General features: G+C 70.4%; 2 protein-coding genes. One reads left to right on the forward strand and one right to left on the reverse strand.

Annotation, left to right across the window (positions count from 1 at the left end):
* A partial coding sequence (locus AOK17_RS26830; RefSeq protein WP_055615125.1) for a glycosyltransferase family 1 protein occupies window positions 1-2,595 on the reverse strand: 2,595 nt, incomplete at its 3' end.
* A 483-nt stretch (window positions 2,596-3,078) separates the two neighbouring features.
* Between AOK17_RS26830 and AOK17_RS26835 the strand changes: the two genes are divergently transcribed.
* A partial coding sequence (locus tag AOK17_RS26835; protein ID WP_055615126.1) for a S8 family peptidase occupies window positions 3,079-4,158 on the forward strand: 1,080 nt, incomplete at its 3' end.

Below are 4,158 nucleotides of genomic sequence, written 5' to 3' on the forward strand. Positions count from 1 at the left end.
CTCCCCCAACTCCTCCGAGGGAACCGCCACCAACCCCAACTCCGCACTCGACGCCAGCAGTCGATGCGTGGGCAGGATGCGGACCGTATAGCCGAAGGGGCCCGTGCGGTCCAGGGACAGGGGCCCCTCGTACAGCCAGCGGCCCTCCAGGTCGGGGCCGCCCGCCGGTTTCAGGGGGGCCGTCGTGCCGTCCGTGATGCCGTCCTCCGAGTCGACGCGGCCCGAGACCGCCTGGACCTCGACGTCGTCCGGGGCCAGGTCGCCCAGGGCGACGCGGACGCGGAGGGAGAGCGTGGTGCCCAGTTCGGCCGTCGGAGTTCCCGCCGAGGTCTCCACGTGGTCGACAGTGACATGTGGCCAGGCCGCGCGGACGCGGGACTTCCACTCGGCCAACTCCCTTGCGGAGGAAGGGGACATGGCGCGGTGGGCGTGGGCCGCCGGGGTGTAGAGGCGTTCCACGTACTCGCGGACCATGCGGCCGGCCAGGACCTTCGGGCCCAGGTGGGTGAGGGTCTGGCGAACCATCTCGATCCAGCGGTCGGGCAGGCCCGCCTGGCCGCGTTCGTAGAAGCGCGGGGCCACCCGCTGTTCCAGCAACTCGTAGAGCGCCGACGCCTCCAGCTCGTCCCGGCGGTCGTCGTCCACCGCCGTGCCGTCCGCCGTGGGGATCGCCCAGCCGAAGTCCGGCTGGAACCACTCGTCCCACCAGCCGTCCAGGACCGAGAGGTTGAGGCAGCCGTTGAGGGCTGCCTTCATCCCGCTCGTGCCGCATGCCTCCAGGGGGCGGAGTGGGTTGTTGAGCCAGATGTCGCAGCCGGGGTAGAGCTTCTGCGCCATCGCCATGCCGTAGTCGGGGAGGAAGACGATCCGGTGGCGTACGCGCGGGTCGTCGGCGAAGCGGACCAACTCCTGGACCAGGCGTTTGCCGCCGTCGTCCGCCGGGTGCGCCTTGCCCGCCACCACGATCTGGATCGGGCGTTCGGGGTGCAGGAGCAGGTCCATCAGGCGGTCCCGGTCCCTTAGCATCAGGGTCAGGCGCTTGTAGGACGGGACGCGGCGCGCGAAGCCGATCGTCAGGACGTCCGGGTCCAGCACGCCGTCGATCCAGCCCAGTTCGGCCGTGCCCGCGCCGCGCTGCCGCCAGGACGCGTGCAGCCGCTCCCGTACCTCCGTCACCAGCTGCTCGCGCAGCACGCGGCGCAGGTCGTAGATGTCCTGGTCGGGGATCTCGGCGACGGCGTCCCAGCGGTCCGAGGCCCCGACCGTCATCGCGTCCTCGGTGCGCTGCGCCCCGATCTGACGGGCACCGAGGCGGAAGACCTCGGGGGCCACCCAGGTGGGCGCGTGCACACCGTTCGTGACGGAGGTGATCGGGACCTCGTCCGGGTCGAAGCCCGGCCAGAGCCCGGAGAACATCTCCCGGCTGACCTGTCCGTGCAGCAATGAGACCCCGTTGGCGCGTTGGCCGAGCCTGAGGCCCATCACCGCCATGTTGAAGAGGTTCGGTTCGCCGCCCGGATACGTCTCCATTCCCAATCGCAGAATGCGCTCGACGTCAATGCGCGGGAGTTCCGCGTCGGGGCCGAAGTGCCGGGCCACCAGTTCCCGGTCGAAGCGGTCGATTCCGGCGGGCACGGGGGTGTGGGTAGTGAAGACCGTGCCGGCCCGGACCGCTTCGAGCGCCGCGTCGAAATCCAGGTCCTCATAAGACAGTTCGTGAATTCGTTCCAGGCCAAGAAATCCCGCGTGTCCCTCGTTCGTATGGAACACCTCGGGCTGCGCGTGCCCCGTCAGCCGACAGTACGTACGCACGGCACGCACCCCGCCGATACCGAGCAGCATTTCCTGGAGCAGCCGGTGCTCGCTGCCGCCGCCGTAGAGCCGGTCCGTCACGCCCCGCTCGCCGAGGTCGTTCTCCTCTATGTCCGAGTCGAGCATCAGCAGCGGAACCCGGCCGACCTGGGCCAGCCAGACACGGGCGTGGAGCGACTTCCCGCCGGGGAGGGCCAGGGACACCTGCGAGGGGGTGCCGTCGGGCTCGCGCAGCAGGGAGACGGGCAGTTCGTTCGGGTCCAGGACCGGATAGTGCTCCTGCTGCCAGCCGTCCCGGGAGAGCGACTGCCGGAAGTAGCCGTGCCGGTAGAGGAGCCCGACACCGATCAGGGGTACGCCGAGGTCGCTGGCCGCCTTGAGATGGTCCCCGGCGAGGATGCCGAGGCCACCGGAGTACTGCGGCAGCGCGGCCGTGATGCCGAACTCGGGTGAGAAGTAGGCGATGGCGGCGGGGAGTCCGGAGGTCTGGGACTGGTACCAGCGGTCCCCGCCCACATAGTCCTTGAGGTCGTCGGCAGCCGCGGCGAGCCGCCGCAGGAAGCGCCGGTCCTCGGCCAGTTCGGCCAGCCGCCCGGGCGAAACGCTCCCCAGGAGGCGTACGGGATCGCATTCGGAGGCGGCCCAGTGTTCGGGGTCCACGGACTGGAAGAGGTCACGGGTCTCGGCGTGCCAGGACCAGCGCAGATTGCGCGCCAGGTCACTGAGGGGGTGAAGGGCTTCGGGGAGTACGGGACGCACGGTGAATCTGCGGATGGCCTTCACGAGCTTCCACCTTCACGGAGGACGTACCAGGACGGCGTATCGACGTTGCTGTGGCTGGGCGTAGCGGGGCGAACCAGGCGGACGCACGTCGCTGTGCGCACTTTGTCACCCATGACGGTAGCGGCGAGGGTGCCTCCGCAACTACGGCGCGAAGTGCTCCGCGGGATGTGCCGTACTGCGACCGGAGGACGATCGTCACTGATCACGCCCGCGCGGCGGAGCCTCGCACGTCAGGGTCCGCGCCCCCTGCGGAAGGGCTGGAAATCGCCGCAACCTTTACATGTCCGCCACGGGCGATATGGCCGATTCCGCCCCCTCGTACGACCTTGTGGCGCTTCACACCGCACGAGAGGCTGCCAAGTGGCGATCCGGCCACGGCCTCGCAGGACCCGTACAGGGAACTCGCGAGGCCTGCCAGAGCCCCATCGGGCCCGCGCGCACCACCGGCCGGAGCACGCCGAGTCGAGGAGGGGAACTCACACCATGGCAGTGACGCGCGAGCGGCGGCTGCACTGGGCGGGAGGCCTGACCGCGGTCATGACGGCCGCGGTGCTTTCGGCCATCACCCTGCCCGCACACGCCGCCCCCGAGGGGCAGATGTCCGGCGCGGGCGGAGCGGGTTCCGTCAGCGGCAGCTACATAGTGACGCTCAAGGGGGGAACGAAGGCTCCGTCGAAGGCGGGCAAGGCCGTCGCCACCAAGTACGGAGCGAAAATAAGCCACACCTACAGCACGGCGCTCAACGGCTTTGCGGTGAAGGTCGACGAGAGGCAGGCCGAGCGCCTGGCGGCCGACTCCCGCGTCGCCTCGGTCTCGCGGGACGCCACCGTGGCCGTCGAGCACCGGCAGGCGGACCCGCCGTGGGGCCTCGACCGCATCGACCAGCAGGACCTGCCGCTGGACAGCAGCTACACCTGGCCGGAGTCCGCGGGCCAGGGCGTGACGGCGTACGTCATCGACACCGGCGTACGCATCACCCACAAGGACTTCGGCGGCCGGGCGAGCAACGGCTGGGACTTCGTCGACAACGACGCCACCGCCCAGGACGGCCAGGGCCACGGCACGCACGTGGCGGGCACGATCGCGGGCACGACGTACGGCGTCGCGAAACAGGCGAAGGTCGTCGCCGTCCGCGTGCTCGACGACAACGGGGCCGGCACGCTCTCGCAGGTCATCGCGGGCATCGACTGGGTGACCAAGAATGCCCGGAAGCCCGCGGTCGCCAATATGAGCCTGGGCGGGCTCGCGGACCCGCAACTGGACGCCGCGGTCCGCAACTCCATCGCCTCCGGCGTCACCTACGCGGTCGCGGCGGGCAACGACGGCCTCCCGGCGAGCCTCTACTCACCGGCCCGTGTCAAGGAGGCGATCACGGTCGGCGCGAGCGACAAGAAGGACGCGAGGGCGGACTTCTCCAACTGGGGCGCGCGGCTCGATCTGTTCGCCCCCGGCGTGGACGTCACCTCCGCCTCCAACGCGAGCGACACGGGCAGGGCGACCTTCTCCGGTACGTCGATGGCGTCGCCGCACGCGGCAGGTGCGGCCGCGCTCTATCTGGCCGAC

It is taken from the genome of Streptomyces phaeochromogenes (assembly GCF_001418655.1).
Taxonomy (GTDB): domain Bacteria; phylum Actinomycetota; class Actinomycetes; order Streptomycetales; family Streptomycetaceae; genus Streptomyces; species Streptomyces phaeochromogenes.